Below are 14853 nucleotides of genomic sequence, written 5' to 3'. Positions count from 1 at the left end.
CGCGGGGCCCGCTTCGTGTGCCGGTCAGGCGGCGCTGCGGGCCTTGCGGTAGAGGACCGCGCCTGCGAGCAGCGCGCCCGCGCCGGTCGGCAGGGCGAGGCCCATGGGCAGCTCGCTGCCGGTGCGGGCCAGCTCTGCGTCGGCCTGGGGCCGGGTGGCGGTGTGGGTGTCCGGCTGGTTGCCGCGCGGGGTGTCCTCGGCCGGGGTGGCCGGGGTGCTCGGCTCGTCGCCGGGGTTGTCCGGCCGCTCGGGGTTGCCCGGGTTGCCGGGCTTCTCCGGCGTCTTCTGGCCGGCGGTGCCGTTGGTGCAGTCGTTGCCCTCGGTGGCGTTGCCGGCCGCGAGGACGTTCACGCTGTTGCCGCAGACGTTCACCGGGACGTGGACCGGGGCCTGGATCTGGTTGCCGGAGCCCACGCCGGGCGAGTCGCCTGTGTGGCCGTCGGCCTGTGCGCCCCCGGTGCCGTCGTCTCCGTGGGAGGAGGCGCCGCCCTTGTTGGCGCAGGAGTTGCCCACGGACGGGTTGAGGAGACCGGCGACGTTGACCGTGTTGCCGCAGACGTTGACCGGCGCGTGCACCGGCGCCTGCACCGTGTTCCCGGAGAGCACGCCGGGCGAGCCGGCCGCGGTGCCGGCCGCACCGGAGTCGGCGTGGGCGGCCCCGCCCGCGGCGGCGAGCACACCCGTGGCCGCCGCCATGGTCATCAGGCCCTTGCGGGTGACCTGTCGCATTGCTGAATTCCCTGCCTTCGACCTGGTGCCGGGAATCGGTGTTCCCCTTGAATTCCCGGTGTTCCGACGTATTCACATACCGGCCGGCCCCGGAGCGCATGGCGCGCGCTCCGGGGCCGGCCGGCTCGAACCCTCAGCGGGCGTGCCCTAGAGGGCGAGGCACAACGTCACGCGTTGACGCAGGTGTTGCCGAAGGCCGGGTTGAGCAGCCCGATCACGGAGACCGTGTTGCCGCAGACGTTCACGGGGATGTGAATGGGCGCCTGGATGACGTTGCCGGAAACGACACCCGGGGAGTGCACGGCGGCACCCTGGGCGCCCGAGTCGGCGGCGGCCATGCCCGCGCCCGCGAGAACCAGACCACCGGTGGCGGCCGCGACAGCGACGACCTTCTTGAGCATTGTTCCTCCTAGTTGGCAAAGCGATCCAAGTCGCGGATCACATCACGGGTAACGAGGAGGGAGTAATGAGGCTACGAGCTTATGGTCGCATTCACCCTTTCCAGTCAGCTCCGTACGCCTGCACGAATATCTAGTTCATCGGATCACCGTCTCAGGAGGCGTCCAGGAAACGGTCGAGCACCCGCACGCCGAACTTCAGGCCGTCCACCGGGACCCGCTCGTGGACCCCGTGGAACATGCCCGCGAAGTCCAGCTCCGGGGGCAGCCGCAGCGGCGCGAAGCCGAAGCAGCGGATGCCGAGGTCGTCGAAGGACTTGGCGTCGGTGCCGCCGGAGAGCATGTACGGCACGGCCCGGGCGATCGGGTCCTCGGCGCGCAGGGCGGTCTGCATGGCGTCGACGAGCCGGCCGTCGAAGTCGGTCTCCAGGGCCTTGTCGGAGTGCACGTCCTCGCGCCGCACGCGCGGGCCCAGGATGCGGTCGAGGTCGGCGAGGAACTCCTCCTCGTAGCCGGGCAGGAACCGGCCGTCGACATGCGCGGTGGCCTGGCCGGGGATGACGTTGACCTTGTAGCCGGCGGCGAGCTGCGTCGGCGCGGCCGAGTTGCGCAGGGTGGTGCCGATCATGCGGGCGATGCCGCCGAGCTTGGCGAGGGTCTCGTCCATGTTCTCCGGGTCGAGCTCGGTGCCGAGCGCGTCGGAGAGTTCGTCCAGGAAGGCGCGCACGGTCTTGGTGACCCTCACCGGCCACTTGTGCCGGCCGAGGCGGGCCACGGCCTCGCACAGTTCGGTGATGGCGTTGTCGTCGTTGGTCATCGAACCGTGGCCGGCGGTGCCGTCCACCGTGAGCCGCATCCAGTGCATGCCCTTCTCGGCGGTCTCGACGAGGTAGAGACGCAGCTTCTCGTTGACGGTGAAGGAGAAGCCGCCGACCTCGCCGATCGCCTCGGTGACGCCCTCGAACAGCTCGGGGTGCTTGCGCACCAGGTGCTTGGCACCGTACGTGCCGCCGGCCTCTTCGTCCGCGAGGAAGGCGAGGACGATGTCGCGCGGGGGCTTGCGTCCGCTGCGCAGCCGGTCGCGGACGACCGCGAGGGTCATCGCGTCCATGTCCTTCATGTCGACCGCCCCGCGGCCCCACACGCATCCGTCGGCGATCTCACCGGAGAAGGGGTGGTGGGTCCAGTCGTCCGCGTTGGCCGGTACGACGTCGGTGTGCCCGTGGATGAGCAGGGCGGGACGGGACGGGTCCTCGCCGTCGATCCGGGCGACCGTGGAGGCGCGTCCCGGGTGGGACTCGAAGATCTGCGGTTCGAGACCCACCTCGGCGAGCTTCTCGGCGACGTACTCGGCCGCCTTGCGCTCACCGGGGCCGGAGTGGTCGCCGTAGTTGCTGGTGTCGATCCGGATCAGCTCGCGGCAGAGGTCCACGACCTCGTCCTCACCGGTGACGCCCCTGGCCGTGTCCGTCTGGCTCACGTGCTTCCTCCCGCTGCTGGTGTGTCCGCTGGTGGCTTGTCCTCATCCTCTCTCCCCCGCGGACGGGCCCCAAGACCCGGTCCGGCCGGTCCGCCGCGGGGCGGGTTGATCGGCCACCCTGAACACCTGGTAATGTTTACGTCGTCGCCGCGGGGGGAAGCCCGCGCGACAGACACCTTGTCCGGGTGGCGGAATGGCAGACGCGCTAGCTTGAGGTGCTAGTGCCCTTTATCGGGCGTGGGGGTTCAAGTCCCCCCTCGGACACCAGCAAGACCATTGAAGGGGCCCTTGGTGACCAAGGGCCCCTTCAATGTTTCCCAGTCGGCCATCCTCCTCTGCGGACAGCGGTCACGGGGGACTGCAGGAGGCCTTCAGGCGGACCGGGGTCAGATCTCGCCACCGGGGCGCGCGGCGAAGCCGGTGAAGGCCGTCCATGCGGTGGGGGTCACGGTGAGCGCAGGACCAGTGACGCTCTTGGAGTCACGGACGTGGACGGCCTGCCGCGAAGCGGCCACTTCTACGCACTGGCCGCCCTCGGCACCGCTGTAGCTGCTCTTGAACCATCGCAGGTCCTGGGCCATGGTCGTGATCCGTCGGGCGTTCATAGCTCCCTCAGCAACTTCTCGATGTAGGCCAGAGACTCACACGGGGTGAGGGCCTGCGCACGGATGATCCCATAGCGTGCGGCGAGCGCGCGGACCTCTTTGCGAGAAGTCACCAGTGTGCTACGTCCCTGCGCTTCTGTGTAGCCGATCTGCTCTCCTCCCTCACGGGAAAACACCGTGAAGCCGCCGTCCACACCAGCGTTGTCCTCCCGATCGAGCGGCATCAGTTGCACCTCGACGTTGCGCTTCTCTCCGATCAGAAGGATCTGCTCCAACTGTCCCCGCATCACCGAGGTACCTCCGAGTCGCCGCAGCACCACGGACTCCTCCATGACGAAACTGAACAGAGGCGCGGGCCAGTTGTCGAAAATCTCCTGGCGAGCCAGACGCGCTGCTACCCGCTCTTCGATCGTCTCTTCCTTCAGGAGCGGTCGGCGCATACGCAGAACCCCTCGCGTGTACTCTTCCGTCTGCAGCAGGCCGTTGACCATATGGGTGTCGTACACCTGCAACTCGACCGCCTCGGCCTCCAACCGCGCTGCATCCCGGAAGAACGCCGGATACCGCGCCCGCGCGACCTCTTCCTTCATCGCCCGCAGGACGCCCCCGGCGTCCAGTACCTCGTCCGCGTTGTCGATCAGCTCCGGTTTGGGGATGCGTCGGCCGAGTTCCACCGACGTGATCTGGTCCTCGCCGTAACCGAGCCGGGACCCCAACTCTCTCCGCGTCAACCCGGCCCGCTCCCGCAGAAGCTTCATCTGCCGCCCGAAGCACCGCAGGAAGTTCGCCCCGTCGTCCTTTTCCACCATGCCCGCCGCCTCCGGCACCTCATCGCCCACGTTCTGGTGCGCGGCCGTACAGGCTGAGGCCGTGCAGGCAGCGCGAAGCGTCACGCTACGAGCAGTGACGAAGGGCCGGCCCCCGAACGCCCACAGGTTCCCTCGTACGAGAACTCACCTCAGTGTGTACGCACTTGGCAGCGGACCTGTACAACCGCAGCCAGTACAGGCGTTTCCGCTGGTCAGCGCCGCATCGCCTTCGGCAGGCTCGTCGCCGTGAAAACCTCGGACACCACCACCGCACAGGCACCGGAAGTTCCGGCCACCCCGCACGAGTTCGCCATGCAGTTCACCTCCACCCCGCGCGGTGCCCGTCTCGCCCGGCGTCTCGTCTCCCACCGGCTCGACCAGTGGGCACACCCGTACGACTCCCGCGTCAACGAGACCCTGACCCTGATCGCGGCCGAACTCACCTCCAACGCGGTGCGGCACGGTCATGTCCCCGGCCGGGACTTCCACCTCCGGCTGACCGCAGCGCCGGAGGCACTCCGCATCGAGGTGACGGACACCCGCACCGAGCAGGTGCCGCCCTCGTCCGTCCATGAGGCGCCCGGCGACGCGGAGTCGGGCCGGGGCCTGCTCCTGGTGGCCCGGCTGGCCACCCGCTGGGGCACCGACGCGCGACCCTCCGCGCCCGGCAAGACCGTCTGGGCGGAGTACACCCTGTAGACACCCAGCTCAGCGCGCCATTGACCACTGCTGCACGGCTCCCTGGATCCCGGCCTTGAGGCGATCGGACAGAATGGTCGCCATGACCACACGTTCGTGCCCCTGCGGGCTGCCCGAGGCGTACGAGGCCTGCTGCGGGCGTTTCCATGCGGGAGCCGTCGGCGCTCCCACCGCCGAGCGGCTGATGCGGTCGCGGTACTGCGCGTTCGTGCGCCGGGACGGCGCGTATCTGCTGCGGACCTGGCATCCGCGGACACGGCCGGAGCGGATCGACTTCGATCCCGGGCTGCGGTGGACCGGGCTGGAGATCCTGGCCGGCGAGGGCGGGTCCGCCTTCCACTCGACCGGGACCGTGACCTTCCGCGCCTCCTACCGGGGCGGTTCGCTCCACGAGCGCAGCCGCTTCGAGCGGGTCGACGGGGCGTGGGTGTACGTCGACGGGGAGATTCTGGACTAGGGCGCCAGGATGTCCAGTTCGTGGAGGGCGCCCTCGGTGATTTCGCGGGTGAGGCGTTCCGCGCGGGCTCCGTCGCGTTCGCGGACGGCCTCGGCGAGTTGGACATGCAGGGTGACGGCGGCCGGGTCGGGGTCCTCGAACATCACGTCGTGGTGGGTGCGGCCGGCCAGGACCTCGGCGACGACGTCGCCGAGGCGGGCGAACATCTCGTTGCCGGAGGCGTTCAGGATGACGCGGTGGAAGGCCACGTCGTGGAAGAGGTATCCCTCCAGCTTGTGACCGCGTGAGTGGGCGACCATGCCGAGGGCGCACTCGGTGAGTTCGGCGCACTGCTCGGCCGTGGCGTTACGGGCGGCCAGGCTCGCCGCGACCGGTTCGATCGCCGAGCGCAGCACGGTGAGCGAGCGCAGTTGCCGCGGACGGTCCGCGCCGGCCAGGCGCCAGCGGATGACCTGGGGGTCGTAGACGTTCCACTCGCTGGTCGGTCTGACCGTCACGCCGACGCGGCGCCGGGACTCGACCAGGTGCATGGACTCCAGGACGCGGACCACCTCGCGCATCACGGAACGCGACACGTCGAAACGCTGTGCGAGCTCGTCGGTGCGCAGGACACTGCCGGGCGGATACTCGCCGGCGGTGATCTCGGGGCCGAGGGTGTCCAGAACGCGGCCGTGCAGCCCCCGGCCCGTGGTGCTCATGCACTCAGAGTACGGGGCGGATCACCCTCATAAAAAGTCAGACTTATACATCACAGGCTCTTGAAGTTGTCCGATTAATAGGCTTCAGTTGCCGTCGACATCACGCGTCGACGAGGACAGCAGACAGTGAGGCAGCGATGAACACCACCGAAGTCGTCGTGATCATGGGCGTCGCGGGCACCGGCAAGACCACCGTCGGTCCCCTGCTGGCGGCCCGGTTCGGCGTTCCGTACGCCGAGGGCGACGACTTCCACCCGCAGGCCAGCATCGACAAGATGACGGCCGGGACCCCGCTCACCGACGACGACCGCAGGCCCTGGCTGGACGCCATCGGCGCGTGGGCGCACGAGCGGTCGGGGCAGGGCGGGGTGGTCAGCTGCTCGGCGCTGAAGCGGTCGTACCGCGACCGGCTGCGGGCCGCCGCGCCCGGTGTGGTCTTCGTGCACCTCACGGGTGACCGCGCGCTCATCGAGGACCGGATGTCGCACCGGCAGGGCCACTTCATGCCCACGGCACTGCTCGACTCCCAGTTCGCCACGCTCCAGCCGCTGGAGCCGGACGAGGCCGGGATCGCCGTGGAGGTGACGGGCAGCCCCGAGGAGATCGCCGAACGGGCGGCCGCCGCCCTCCAGGCCCTCCCCGAGCCCACCCCGTAGCACCCTGCCGGACCCTCCCGGGGCGCCCCCACCTCCCCGGTTCCTCCCCAATCCCCGCACACACTAGGGAACCACCGTGACCAGACTCAGCGTTGAGATGCTGGCAGCGGACGCACCCGAGCCGATCACCTCGGCCGGCCACGCTCAGCTGGGCATCGCCGTCCTGGCGGGCATCGCCGTCATCGTCCTGCTCATCACCAAGTTCAAGCTGCATGCCTTCCTGTCGCTGACCATCGGGACGCTGGCCCTCGGCGCGTTCGCCGGGGCGCCGCTGGACAAGGTGATCGCCAGCTTCAGTGCCGGACTCGGCTCCACCGTCGCCGGTGTCGGCGTCCTGATCGCCCTCGGCGCGATCCTCGGCAAGATGCTCGCCGACTCCGGCGGTGCCGATCAGATCGTCGACACCATCCTCGCGAAGGCGAGCGGCCGCACCATGCCGTGGGCGATGGTGCTGATCGCCTCGGTGATCGGCCTGCCGCTGTTCTTCGAGGTCGGCGTGGTGCTGCTGATCCCCGTGGTACTGATGGTCGCCAAGCGGGGCAACTACTCCCTGATGCGCATCGGCATCCCGGCGCTCGCCGGTCTGTCCGTGATGCACGGACTGGTGCCGCCGCACCCCGGTCCGCTGGTCGCGATCGACGCCGTCGGCGCCAACCTCGGTGTGACGCTGGCCCTGGGCGTGCTGGTCGCCATACCGACGGTGGTCATCGCCGGTCCGCTGTTCTCCAAGTACGCCGCGCGCTGGGTGGACGTCCCGGCCCCGGAGCGGATGATCCCGCAGCGGCCGTCCGAGGACCTCGAGAAGCGGCCCGGCTTCGGCCCGACGCTGGCGACGATCCTGCTGCCGGTCGTGCTGATGCTGGCCAAGGCGCTGGTCGACATCGTCATCGACGACCCCGAGAACTCCGTACAGCGCGTCTTCGACGTGATCGGCTCCCCGCTGATCGCGCTGCTCGCGGCCGTACTGGCCGGCATCTTCACGCTGGGTGTGCCCGCCGGGTTCAGCCGGGAGCGGATCTCGTCCCTGGTCGAGAAGGGGCTCGCGCCCATCGCGGGCATCCTGCTGATCGTCGGCGCGGGCGGCGGCTTCAAGCAGACGCTGATCGACACCGGCGTGGGCCAGATGGTCCTGGACATCTCCAAGGACTGGTCGATCCCGGCGCTGCTGCTGGCCTGGCTGATCGCGGTGGCGATCCGGCTGGCGACCGGGTCGGCGACCGTGGCGACCGTCTCCGCGGCCGGTCTGGTGGCGCCGCTCGCCGCCGACATGTCGACCACCCACGCCGCCCTGCTGGTGCTCGCGATCGGTGCCGGTTCGCTGTTCTTCAGCCATGTCAACGACGCCGGCTTCTGGCTGGTGAAGGAGTACTTCGGACTGAACGTCGGTCAGACGATCAAGACCTGGTCGGTCATGGAGACCATCATCTCGGTGGTGGCCGGCGGGTTCGTGCTGCTGCTGTCACTGATCATTTAGCCGCTCCGGACCGGCGTACGGCATCGAGGCCCGCCCGCTCCCCGTCGAGGGGCGGGCGGGCTCGTCCGTGTGCGGGGACGGGCCCGGGCGCCACAGCGGGTGCTCGCCGACGAGGCCGACGACGGTGAGGCGGTAGGTGTCGGCGTTCCTCCGCGGGACGGACGAGGTGACCGAGTAGTAGCGGAAGCCTCCGCCGTTGGGGAGGAGTCCGGTCGGGCCGGTGGGGTCCTTGCCGGAGGCTCCGGCGAGGAAGGACTCCAGGCCGCGCTGGAGGGTGGGCGCGGTGATCACGCCGAGCGCGCCCAGGCCGAGGGTGCCGAGGAGGACGCGGCGGCCGACGGGCTTGCCGCGTGCGTCCGGTGCGTCCGGCGGTTCGGCTTCTTCCGGCGGCTGTTCGGAGTTCACCGCTCCATTCGAGCACCCGCGCCCCGGTCGGGCCAGGGTTCGCGGGTGCCCGTCGGACGTCCGTGAGCACCGCGTCCTACGCGTTGCGCTCCGCCTCCTGGTCGAGCCGGAACGCCTCGTTGCCGAGGCCGATGCGGGCGTGGGTCTCGGGGGCGCGGGAGCGCAGGACGGCGCCCTGGACCAGGCCGACGACGAGGGCGAGGCCGATGACGCCGGGCAGGATCCAGCTCAGGGAGGAGTCGGGGCCGGCGCCGACCAGCACGTCGAAGTCCTTGACCGTGTAGCCGGCGATCACCACCAGGGCGAGGCCGGCGAGGCCCGAAGTGACCAGCCGCCAGGCCTGTGCGCCGGCGGCGCCGCGCCGAACGAAGAAGACCACGACGGACAGGGAGGCGATGGCCATCAGGACGATCACGCCGAGCGCACCGATGTTGCCGCCCCAGGTGAACAGGCGCAGCACCGGCGCGGTCGGGTCGCCGGTCGGCTTGTCGTCGGTGAGCGCGAAGGCGAGGACCAGCACGGCGGCGATGCCGGTCTGGAGCAGGGAGCCGGTGCCGGGCGCGCCGCTGCTGCCGGTGGTACGGCCGAAGGCGGCGGGCAGCAGGCCCTCGCGGCCCATGGCGAAGGCGTACCGGGCGACGACGTTGTGGAAGCTGAGCATGGCCGCGAACATGCCGGTGACGAAGAGGACATGCAGGACGTCGGTGAAGGTGGCGCCGAGCCGGTCCTCGGTGAGGAAGAACAGCAGGCCCGCGCTCTGCTCCTGGGAGGCGGCGATGATCCCGGAGGGGCCGGTGGCAACGGTGAGCGCCCAGCTGCTGATGGCGAAGAAGACGGCGACTCCGGCGACGGCGAGGAACATCACGCGCGGCACGACCTCGTGCGGCTTGCTGGTCTCCTCTGCGTAGACGGGGGCCTGTTCGAAGCCGAGGAAGGCCGCGATGCAGAAGCACAGGGCGGTGCCGACGCCGGCGCCGGTGAGTGTGTCCGGGTTGAAGGCGTGCAGCGAGAGGCCCTCCGTGCCGGGGTCGGCGATGGCGGCGACGTCGAAGACGACGACCAGGAGCACCTCGATGACCAGCAGGACCCCGAGGACGCGCGCGTTGACGTCGATCTTCAGCCAGCCCAGCGCGCCGACGGCCAGCACGGCCACGAGCGAGGGAATCCACCAGGCCATCTCGATGTCGGCGTAGGTGGCGAAGAGGCCGGAGACCTCGAAGCCGAAGATGCCGTAGATGCCGACCTGGAGGGCGTTGTAGGCGACGAGGGCGACCAGGGCGGCGCCGGCGCCGGCGGTGCCGCCGAGTCCGCGGGAGATGTACGCGTAGAAGGCGCCGGCGTTGTGGACGTGCCGGCTCATCTCGGCGTAGCCGAGGCTGAACAGGATCAGCACGAGGCCGAGGACCACGAAGAGCAGGGGCTGGCCGACGATGCCCATCACCGCGAAGGTGGTGGGCATGACACCGGCCACCACCATGAGGGGGGCGGTCGCGGCGAGGACGGAGAGCAGCAGGCCCCCCGTGCCGAGGCGGTCGGCGCGCAGGGCGCGCTCCTGCCCCTTGAACGTACTGATGCCGTCGGCTGTTGCTCTGCTCTTGCTCGAACTGTCCGTCGTCATCTCGAGACCGTCCTTGGGTCGGGGTGGTTGCGGCGGGGTGCGGGGGGTCGGTGCGGGGGGTGAGGCTGGGGTCAGGCCGTGCCCAGGGCGGCGGCGCGGGAGGTGCGGAAGGCGGTCAGGGCGTCACGTGCGGGGTAGGACCAGGGTTCCGGTGTGGCGTGGTCGCCGATGCGGTGGAAGAGGGCGGCCGCCTCGGCACCCCGGCCTTCGCAGACCTTGGCGTGGGCGAGGAAGTTGAGGTCGACGAGGCGGCGCGGATGGTCTTCGCGCTCCCATTCCAGCCACCAGTCGAAGGCGGCCTTCATCACCTGCCGGGCGCGGCGGCCGACCCAGTGGCCGGAGGCGACCGGGTCGGCGGGCTCATGGCCCGCGGCGGCCAGGGTGCGGTAGCGCTCGGCGTGCGCGATGACCGGCAGGATCGCCAGCGGTGAGTCGGCGGGCGCCTGTTCGGCGGCCCAGTTGGCGAAGTCGTAGACCTCGTGCAGCGGGTCCGGGCCGGCCTCCACGCGTCGCTCCGCGAGCCAGGCGACCACCAGGTGGTGGGCGTGGTGATGGTCCGGGTACCGGGTGCGGACCTGCTCGAAGACGCGCACCACGTCCCCCTCCGCCCCCAGGGAGCACTCGAGGAGGAGCAGGCCGAGCCAGGGGGTGGGGTCGGCGGGCAGCAGCTCCGCGGCCTGCCGGCAGCTTTCGCGGACGCGGTCCGGTTTCTCCTTGCCACGCAGCGCGCGGCGCACCTGGGCGAGGGCGAGCAGCATGGTCGCGTCACCGGAGTCGGGCTCGGCGAGCAGCCACTCGCGCGCCCAGGCGGCGGTGTGCGACTCCCGCGCGAGCACCGTGATCCGGTGGCCCCGGCGGTCCCAGTCCTCCCCCGTACGGCCGAGCAGCGAGCGGGTCTTCTGCCAACGGCCCTGCGCCAACGCGGCCCGCGCTGCGACGAGTTCGGCGTCGTCGAGAGCCTCGTCGAAGCCCTGTGCCCCGCGTTTGCGGGCACGGCCGAGGGGAGGCGGGGGTGGGGACACCGCGGAACTTCCTCACGCGCTCTTCTTGTGGTTCGGCTCACGGCGGGCGGTCGGTACGGCAGTGGTCGGCTGCCGATCGCCATGAGCTGATCACAGACAGCAAACCGTCAGCCAACGGATCACGTCAAGGGCGCCCGGGCCGTTACACGCGTCAACTGCGGTCATGAACAGGCCACTTGTGGTGCGTTGCTTGGATGGAGGTATGAGTGCTGACGAGATGATCGACATCGTCGACGAGAACGACCGGGTGGTGGGGCGGTCGCCCCGCGGCGAGGCGTACGCGCGGGGCCTGCGGCACCGGTGCGTCTTCGTTCTCGCCCGGGACGCCGAGGGGCGGATCTTCGTCCATCGCCGGACGCCGGGCAAGCTGATCTTTCCCTCCCTGTACGACATGTTCGTCGGCGGGGTCGTGGGCGCGGGCGAGGACTACGACGAGGCGGCCTTGCGGGAGGCGGAGGAGGAGCTGGGCGTGAGGGGGCTGCCGCGTCCCGATTACCTGTTCAAGTTCCTGTACGACGATGGGGCGGGCCGGACCTGGTGGTCGGCGGTGTACGAGGTGCGCTGCGAGGTGCCGGTGCGGCCGCAGGCGGAGGAGGTGGCGTGGCACGGGTTCCTGTCGGAGAGCGAGGTGGAGCGGCGGCTTGGTGGGGGTGAGTGGGAGTGGGTGCCGGATGGGCTGGCGGCGTATGAGCGGCTCAGGGGGTGGCGGTCGGGGGGTGGGGGTTCGGGGGCCCGGGGGGTGCCTAGGGCCCGGGTCCGGGATCGGCTGAGCCGCGCCGGTAGGGTCGCCGGCGTGATCGAATTTGTGCGGAACGTTCGGTTGTGGTTCGCGCCCGCGGCGGTGCGGGATGAGGGTGAGACGCCCGATTACCGGTTTTCGCTGGCCAACGAGCGGACGTTCCTCGCCTGGCTGCGTACGGCGCTGGCACTGATTGGCGGCGGGTTCGCCGTGGACCAGTTCCTGCCGGATCTGCGGTGGGGGTGGCGGGTGGGGCTGGCCCTGGCCCTGCTCGCCGCCGGGGCGCTGTGCGCGCTGCGGGCGGTCAATCACTGGGTGCGGTGTGAGCGGGCGATGCGGCGCGGTGAGGATTTGCCGGTGTCCCGGTTTCCGGCGCTGCTGAGTCTGGTGGTGGCGGTGGTGGCCGTGGCGATGGTCGTGGTGGTGCTGGTGGGGTGGGAGGGGTGAGCGGGGCGGTTGCGCCGGTGGCGGAGCGGGATCCTGGGTTGCAGCCGGAGCGGACTCGGTTGGCGTGGCGGCGTACGACGCTGTCGAGCACGGTGGTGGCTGTGTTGGCCGGGAAGACGGCGGTGGCGGGCGGGGGGCCGGTGGGCGTGGGTGTGGTGGCGGCCGGTGTGGTGTGCTGCGTCTGTTGGGTGGGGTTTCTGGTGGTTGCCCATCGGCGGATTCGGGGGCTGGCGGCTAGCGCTGTGCCTGCGGCGCTGGGGCGTTGGTATGCGGTGGCTGCGGTGGGGTGTGTGGTGGTGACGGTGGGGTGTGGGGTAGGGCTGGTGCTGCGGGGGTGAGGGTTTGGGGTTTTTCGCCCCCGCCGCCCCTTCCCGTCCCGCCCCTGGGGGCTGCGCCCCCAGACCCCCCTTTCGGCCCTTCGGGCCTCGTCCTCAAACGCCGGACGGGCTGAAAAAGGCGGGGTTATTCGGGGAGCGTTACCACGATTTTGCCTCTTGTGCGGCCCTGTTGGTTCAGGCGGTGGGCGTCTGCTGTGCGTTCCAGGGGGAAGGTTTCCGAGACGTGTACTCTCACCGCGCCCTCTTCCGCCAGGTCGGACAGGTGGGCCAGGTCCTGGGGGTCCGGGCGGACGAACCAGTACTGGCCGCCGTGGGTCACCACCTCGGGGTCGGTGACCGAGACCAGGCGGCCGGCCGGGGTGAGGAGGTTCACGGAGGCCTCCAGGGCCTCGCCGCCGATCGTGTCGAACACCGCGTTCACGCCCTCGGGGGCCAGCTCGCGCACCCGTTCCGCGAGGCCCTCGCCGTAGCTCACGGGTTCCCCGCCCAGTTCGCGTACGAAGTCGTGGTTGCGCTCGCTCGCCGTGCCGATGACCCGGGCGCCGAGGTGGGTGGCGAGCTGTACGGCGATGGAGCCGACCCCGCCGGCCGCGGCGTGCATCAGGAGGGTGTCGCCGCGTGCGACCTTGAGGACCCGGTGCAGCGCCTGGTAGGCGGTGAGCCCCGCGAGGGGAATGCCGGACGCCTCCTCGAAGGACAGGTTGCGCGGCTTGCGCGCGAGCGTGCGTACCGGGGCGGCCACGTACTCGGCGAAGGTGCCCTCGGAGAGGAAGTCCTTGCGCACATAGCCGATCACCTCGTCGCCTTCGGCGAACTCCGGGACCGCGACCCCCGCCCGGACCACCACGCCGGAGACGTCCCAGCCGGGGATGACCGGGAAGACGGGCCGCAGGACGGAGTCGAGGTAGCCCTCACGGCACTTCCAGTCCACCGGGTTGACCGCCGCCGCCCGTACCTTCACCAGCACCGAATCCGGGCCGACCCTGGGATCGTCGACCTCTCCTAAGCTGAGCACTTCGGGGCCGCCGTACCGTGTGTAGCTGATCGCCTTCATGCGTTCGACCCTCTGGCGTCCGCTCCGGCTGTGCAAGCCGGACGGTCCGATACAGGCCATTCGCGTGGTGGCGCAGGCGCGGGCGGTGCGGTGAGCGCCTATCGTAAGCCCGATCACGTTTCGCTCCCGCTCTGGACGACATACCGACCGGTCGGCATCATTGGCCGGGTACGGTCACCTGCCTCAAGGAGCGACGATGAGCCCCGACCACCCGCCCGGACTCGATCTCGACCGGCTCCGCGGCCTGCTCGAACGCGAGCGGCCCGGCCTGGTGAACGGCCCGCTCACCGGCCGGCTGATCGAGGGCGGCAGGTCGAACCTCACGTACGCGGTCTCGGACGGCGGTTCCCGGTGGGTCGTACGGCGTCCGCCCCTCGGCCATGTCCTGGCCACCGCGCACGACATGAAGCGCGAGCACCGGGTGATCAGCGCGCTGCACCCGACCGCCGTGCCCGTGCCGCGTCCCGTGCTGCTGTGCGAGGACGAGGAGGTGCTCGGGGCGCCCTTCTACGTCATGGAATTCGTCGAGGGCACCCCGTACCGCACGGCCGGCCAGCTCGCCCCGCTCGGCCCCGCGCGCACCCGGGACGCCGTGCTGAACCTGGTGGACACGCTCGTCGAGCTGCACGCCGTCGATCCGGGCGAGGTGGGGCTCGCGGACTTCGGCCGGCCCGAGGGGTTCCTGGACCGGCAGCTGCGGCGCTGGGGGAAGCAGCTGGACGCCTCCCGCAACCGGGAGCTGGCCGGGATCGACGAGCTGCACGCCGCGCTCGGCCGCGAGCTGCCCTCCTCCCCCGCGCCCGCCGTGGTGCACGGCGACTACCGCCTCGACAACGCGCTGATCGGTGAGGACGACCGGATCAAGGCCGTCCTCGACTGGGAGATGTCCACCCTCGGGGACCCGTTGACCGACCTGGGGCTGCTGGTGATGTACAGCATGCCGCTGAGCATGCCGGACTCCCCCGTCTCCACGACCGCTGAGGCGCCCGGGCACCCCGCGCCCGCCGAGCTGGTCGAGCGCTACGCCGTGCGGTCGGGGCGCGATGTCTCCGCGGTGTCCTGGTACACGGCGTTCGCCTGGTTCAAGCTCGCCGTGATCCTCGAGGGCATCCACTACCGCTACACGCTGGGCCAGACGGTCGGGCGCGGCTTCGACCGCATCGGCGATCTGGTCCCGGTGTTCATCGAGCACGGTCTGACCACTCTTCAGGAAGGCTGACGGCAC

16 protein-coding genes, 1 tRNA gene and 2 pseudogenes are annotated in these 14853 nt (G+C 70.6%); 9 read left to right on the top strand and 10 right to left on the bottom strand.

The window, feature by feature from the left end; translation table 11 throughout:
• Positions 1-24: 24 nt before the first annotated feature.
• The 3 genes from AB0L56_RS07970 to AB0L56_RS07960 form a co-directional block, all read right to left on the bottom strand.
• On the bottom strand, positions 25-729 hold the full coding sequence (locus AB0L56_RS07970; protein ID WP_365420219.1) for a chaplin family protein: 705 nt from the start codon (positions 727-729) through the stop codon (positions 25-27).
• A 167-nt stretch (positions 730-896) separates the two neighbouring features.
• Complete coding sequence (chpH, locus tag AB0L56_RS07965) at positions 897-1130, bottom strand: chaplin ChpH (protein ID WP_215205942.1); 234 nt, start codon at positions 1128-1130, stop codon at positions 897-899.
• Between the two features lie 151 nt (positions 1131-1281).
• Positions 1282-2607, bottom strand: a complete 1326-nt coding sequence (locus AB0L56_RS07960; RefSeq protein ID WP_365420215.1) for a M20/M25/M40 family metallo-hydrolase — start codon at positions 2605-2607, stop codon at positions 1282-1284.
• 179 nt (positions 2608-2786) lie between these two features.
• Between AB0L56_RS07960 and AB0L56_RS07955 the strand changes: the two genes are divergently transcribed.
• A tRNA-Leu gene (locus AB0L56_RS07955) sits at positions 2787-2874 on the top strand.
• A 119-nt stretch (positions 2875-2993) separates the two neighbouring features.
• On the opposite strand, the gene AB0L56_RS07950 is transcribed toward AB0L56_RS07955, so the two are convergent.
• On the bottom strand, positions 2994-3212 hold the full coding sequence (locus AB0L56_RS07950; protein ID WP_365420212.1) for a DUF397 domain-containing protein: 219 nt from the start codon (positions 3210-3212) through the stop codon (positions 2994-2996).
• On the bottom strand, positions 3209-4021 hold the full coding sequence (locus AB0L56_RS07945) for a helix-turn-helix transcriptional regulator (protein WP_365420674.1): 813 nt from the start codon (positions 4019-4021) through the stop codon (positions 3209-3211). The genes AB0L56_RS07950 and AB0L56_RS07945 overlap by 4 nt, the downstream gene beginning before the upstream one ends.
• Positions 4022-4333: 312 nt before the next feature.
• On the opposite strand from AB0L56_RS07945, the gene AB0L56_RS07940 reads away from it, so the two are divergent.
• Together AB0L56_RS07940 and AB0L56_RS07935 are read left to right on the top strand one after the other, a co-directional pair.
• Positions 4334-4720, top strand: coding sequence for an ATP-binding protein (locus AB0L56_RS07940; RefSeq protein ID WP_365420671.1), 387 nt, complete (start codon positions 4334-4336; stop codon positions 4718-4720).
• An 82-nt stretch (positions 4721-4802) separates the two neighbouring features.
• Positions 4803-5177 (top strand): YchJ family metal-binding protein, encoded by a 375-nt coding sequence (locus tag AB0L56_RS07935; RefSeq protein WP_365420210.1) that lies wholly within the window; start codon positions 4803-4805, stop codon positions 5175-5177.
• Here AB0L56_RS07935 and AB0L56_RS07930 read toward each other — a convergent pair.
• Positions 5174-5875 (bottom strand): FadR/GntR family transcriptional regulator, encoded by a 702-nt coding sequence (locus AB0L56_RS07930; protein ID WP_365420207.1) that lies wholly within the window; start codon positions 5873-5875, stop codon positions 5174-5176. The genes AB0L56_RS07935 and AB0L56_RS07930 overlap by 4 nt on opposite strands.
• Before the next feature lie 137 nt (positions 5876-6012).
• On the opposite strand from AB0L56_RS07930, the gene AB0L56_RS07925 reads away from it, so the two are divergent.
• Positions 6013-6531 (top strand): gluconokinase, encoded by a 519-nt coding sequence (locus tag AB0L56_RS07925; RefSeq protein ID WP_361033052.1) that lies wholly within the window; start codon positions 6013-6015, stop codon positions 6529-6531.
• 76 nt (positions 6532-6607) lie between these two features.
• Positions 6608-8005 (top strand): gluconate:H+ symporter, encoded by a 1398-nt coding sequence (locus AB0L56_RS07920; RefSeq protein WP_365420203.1) that lies wholly within the window; start codon positions 6608-6610, stop codon positions 8003-8005.
• Positions 8006-8113: 108 nt separating this feature from the next.
• On the opposite strand, the pseudogene AB0L56_RS07915 reads toward AB0L56_RS07920, so the two are convergent.
• From AB0L56_RS07915 to AB0L56_RS07905, 3 genes and pseudogenes are all read right to left on the bottom strand, one after another.
• A pseudogene (locus AB0L56_RS07915) lies at positions 8114-8410 on the bottom strand (oxidoreductase); the annotation flags it as partial.
• Positions 8411-8486: 76 nt separating this feature from the next.
• Positions 8487-10028: an APC family permease gene (locus tag AB0L56_RS07910; protein ID WP_361033046.1), complete on the bottom strand. Its 1542-nt coding sequence runs from the start codon at positions 10026-10028 to the stop codon at positions 8487-8489.
• A 71-nt stretch (positions 10029-10099) separates the two neighbouring features.
• Positions 10100-11050, bottom strand: coding sequence for a hypothetical protein (locus tag AB0L56_RS07905; protein WP_361033043.1), 951 nt, complete (start codon positions 11048-11050; stop codon positions 10100-10102).
• Between the two features lie 202 nt (positions 11051-11252).
• Here AB0L56_RS07905 and AB0L56_RS07900 point away from each other — a divergent pair.
• The 3 genes and pseudogenes from AB0L56_RS07900 to AB0L56_RS07890 all read left to right on the top strand — a co-directional run.
• Positions 11253-11765 (top strand): annotated as a pseudogene (locus tag AB0L56_RS07900) (NUDIX domain-containing protein); the annotation flags it as partial.
• 24 nt (positions 11766-11789) lie between these two features.
• Positions 11790-12236 carry a DUF202 domain-containing protein gene (locus tag AB0L56_RS07895; protein WP_365420669.1) on the top strand — a complete coding sequence of 149 codons (447 nt, stop codon included), beginning with the start codon at positions 11790-11792 and terminating at the stop codon, positions 12234-12236.
• Positions 12233-12574, top strand: a complete 342-nt coding sequence (locus AB0L56_RS07890; RefSeq protein WP_365420199.1) for a DUF202 domain-containing protein — start codon at positions 12233-12235, stop codon at positions 12572-12574. Before AB0L56_RS07895 ends, AB0L56_RS07890 begins: the two co-directional genes overlap by 4 nt.
• A gap of 124 nt (positions 12575-12698) precedes the next feature.
• On the opposite strand, the gene AB0L56_RS07885 is transcribed toward AB0L56_RS07890, so the two are convergent.
• Positions 12699-13628, bottom strand: coding sequence for an NADP-dependent oxidoreductase (locus AB0L56_RS07885; protein ID WP_361033031.1), 930 nt, complete (start codon positions 13626-13628; stop codon positions 12699-12701).
• Positions 13629-13824: 196 nt separating this feature from the next.
• Between AB0L56_RS07885 and AB0L56_RS07880 the strand changes: the two genes are divergently transcribed.
• Positions 13825-14847 (top strand): phosphotransferase family protein, encoded by a 1023-nt coding sequence (locus AB0L56_RS07880; protein WP_361033028.1) that lies wholly within the window; start codon positions 13825-13827, stop codon positions 14845-14847.
• Positions 14848-14853 lie beyond the last annotated feature (6 nt).

The sequence above is a fragment of the Streptomyces sp. NPDC052079 genome (genome assembly GCF_040680275.1).
In the GTDB taxonomy this organism is placed as follows: domain Bacteria; phylum Actinomycetota; class Actinomycetes; order Streptomycetales; family Streptomycetaceae; genus Streptomyces.
This window is presented reverse-complemented; position numbering and strand designations above follow the sequence as displayed.

Excerpts from the sequence above, each read along its gene's own strand:
- AB0L56_RS07970 (WP_365420219.1), bottom strand. The coding sequence starts at position 729 with ATGCGACAGGTCACCCGCAAGGGCCTGATGACCATGGCGGCGGCCACG.
- chpH (WP_215205942.1), bottom strand. The coding sequence starts at position 1,130 with ATGCTCAAGAAGGTCGTCGCTGTCGCGGCCGCCACCGGTGGTCTGGTT.
- AB0L56_RS07950 (WP_365420212.1), bottom strand. The coding sequence starts at position 3,212 with ATGAACGCCCGACGGATCACGACCATGGCCCAGGACCTGCGATGGTTC.
- AB0L56_RS07945 (WP_365420674.1), bottom strand. The coding sequence starts at position 4,021 with ATGGTGGAAAAGGACGACGGGGCGAACTTCCTGCGGTGCTTCGGGCGG.
- AB0L56_RS07940 (WP_365420671.1), top strand. The coding sequence starts at position 4,334 with ATGCAGTTCACCTCCACCCCGCGCGGTGCCCGTCTCGCCCGGCGTCTC.
- AB0L56_RS07935 (WP_365420210.1), top strand. The coding sequence starts at position 4,803 with ATGACCACACGTTCGTGCCCCTGCGGGCTGCCCGAGGCGTACGAGGCC.
- AB0L56_RS07930 (WP_365420207.1), bottom strand. The coding sequence starts at position 5,875 with ATGAGCACCACGGGCCGGGGGCTGCACGGCCGCGTTCTGGACACCCTC.
- AB0L56_RS07925 (WP_361033052.1), top strand. The coding sequence starts at position 6,013 with ATGAACACCACCGAAGTCGTCGTGATCATGGGCGTCGCGGGCACCGGC.
- AB0L56_RS07910 (WP_361033046.1), bottom strand. The coding sequence starts at position 10,028 with ATGACGACGGACAGTTCGAGCAAGAGCAGAGCAACAGCCGACGGCATC.
- AB0L56_RS07885 (WP_361033031.1), bottom strand. The coding sequence starts at position 13,628 with ATGAAGGCGATCAGCTACACACGGTACGGCGGCCCCGAAGTGCTCAGC.
- AB0L56_RS07880 (WP_361033028.1), top strand. The coding sequence starts at position 13,825 with ATGAGCCCCGACCACCCGCCCGGACTCGATCTCGACCGGCTCCGCGGC.